Source organism: Thermoactinomyces sp. CICC 10523 (genome assembly GCF_016055105.1).
GTDB classification, from domain to species: Bacteria; Bacillota; Bacilli; order Thermoactinomycetales; family Thermoactinomycetaceae; genus Thermoactinomyces_A; species Thermoactinomyces_A daqus.
The window spans coordinates 1-1298 of record NZ_JAECVX010000040.1 but is presented as its reverse complement, the minus strand read 5'-3'; the positions used below and the strand labels follow the sequence as shown (position 1 = coordinate 1298).

1 protein-coding gene and 1 rRNA gene are annotated in these 1298 nt (G+C 42.8%); both read left to right on the top strand.

The annotated features are described in order from the left end of the window. Positions 1–66: ribosomal RNA gene (locus I8U19_RS17085) — 16S ribosomal RNA — on the top strand; the annotation flags it as partial. A gap of 207 nt (positions 67–273) precedes the next feature. Next, entirely contained in the window at positions 274–948 is a 675-nt protein-coding gene (locus tag I8U19_RS17080) for a uracil-DNA glycosylase (RefSeq protein ID WP_033102457.1), read from the top strand. Positions 949–1298: the final 350 nt, after the last annotated feature.

Genomic DNA, 1298 nt, shown 5'->3' with positions numbered 1-1298 from the left:
CAGATGATTGGGGTGAAGTCGTAACAAGGTATCCCTACCGGAAGGTGGGGATGGATCACCTCCTTTCTAAGGAGCTCTTCACAGAGCAAATGAACCGATTACTTCTCGGGTCATGCCTTACTCACTCTTTAGTTTTCAGGGAATACGGCAAGACTCCTTTGTTTTGCAAAGGGGTCTTTTTCTTTTGTAAAAAGTACCTTTACAATCGGAAATAAGTGTGGCTTACTAAAACATATCCGAAAAATAAAAAATGGGAGAGATATTTCCTCAATTATGGAATTCATTCAAAATGACTGGGCTGAAGTGTTGAAAGATGAATTTTCCAAGCCGTACTTTGTTAAGTTGTGGGAGTTTGTGGAAGAGGAATATGCTACGCAAGTTGTATATCCGCGAAAAGATGAAATCTTTTCAGCCCTTCGGTTGACGCCATTTGCAGAAACGAAAGTCGTCATTATCGGGCAGGATCCATACCATGGAGAGGGACAGGCACATGGACTCAGTTTTTCCGTTAAACCGGGAGTCAAACAACCGCCTTCCCTGAAAAATATTTTTAAGGAACTGAAAGCGGATTTGGGGTGTGAAATTCCCAACCACGGATATTTGGAGAAGTGGGCAAAACAAGGGGTACTTTTGTTAAATTCCGTCTTAACGGTAAGGGAAAGCAAACCGAATTCGCATAAGAACAAGGGCTGGGAGACTTTCACCGATGAGGTGATCCGGAGATTAAATGAGCGCCGGGATCCGGTTGTATTCTTGTTATGGGGGCGCCATGCTCAAGAAAAAGGTTCCTTGATCACCAACCCGTGGCACGGCGTTTTTGAATCTGCACACCCAAGCCCGCTTGCCGCGAAAAAAGGATTTTTCGGCAGTCGTCCGTTTTCCAAAGCAAATCAATTTTTACGTGAGCATGGTTTCAGGGAAATTGACTGGCAAATCCCTGATCTTTGAAAAGCAACCGGGGTTCAACAGGGAGGGTGAAGAATACCCTCCCTCTTTGTTGCGGTTTGCTTTAAAAGCGGCGGGCAGATTGTTTGAACAGCCTGTTTTTCAAGCTTTTTCATATCATTAAGTGAAATTTTTATTTGTGAATAACAATATATTTTTCTTCGGGCAATAAAAAAATAAAAAAAGGGGTTGCAAATATTTTGGAGCCATGCTATATTACTACTTGTCGCCGTGATGAACGGCATGAACAGAATGCACCTTGAAAATAAGATATGGAATAAGGCAAATGACGAAATGGTCATTCGTCAAGTTGCATCACCGGGAGAGAAACCGTAGCAGGTTAAGCTACTAAG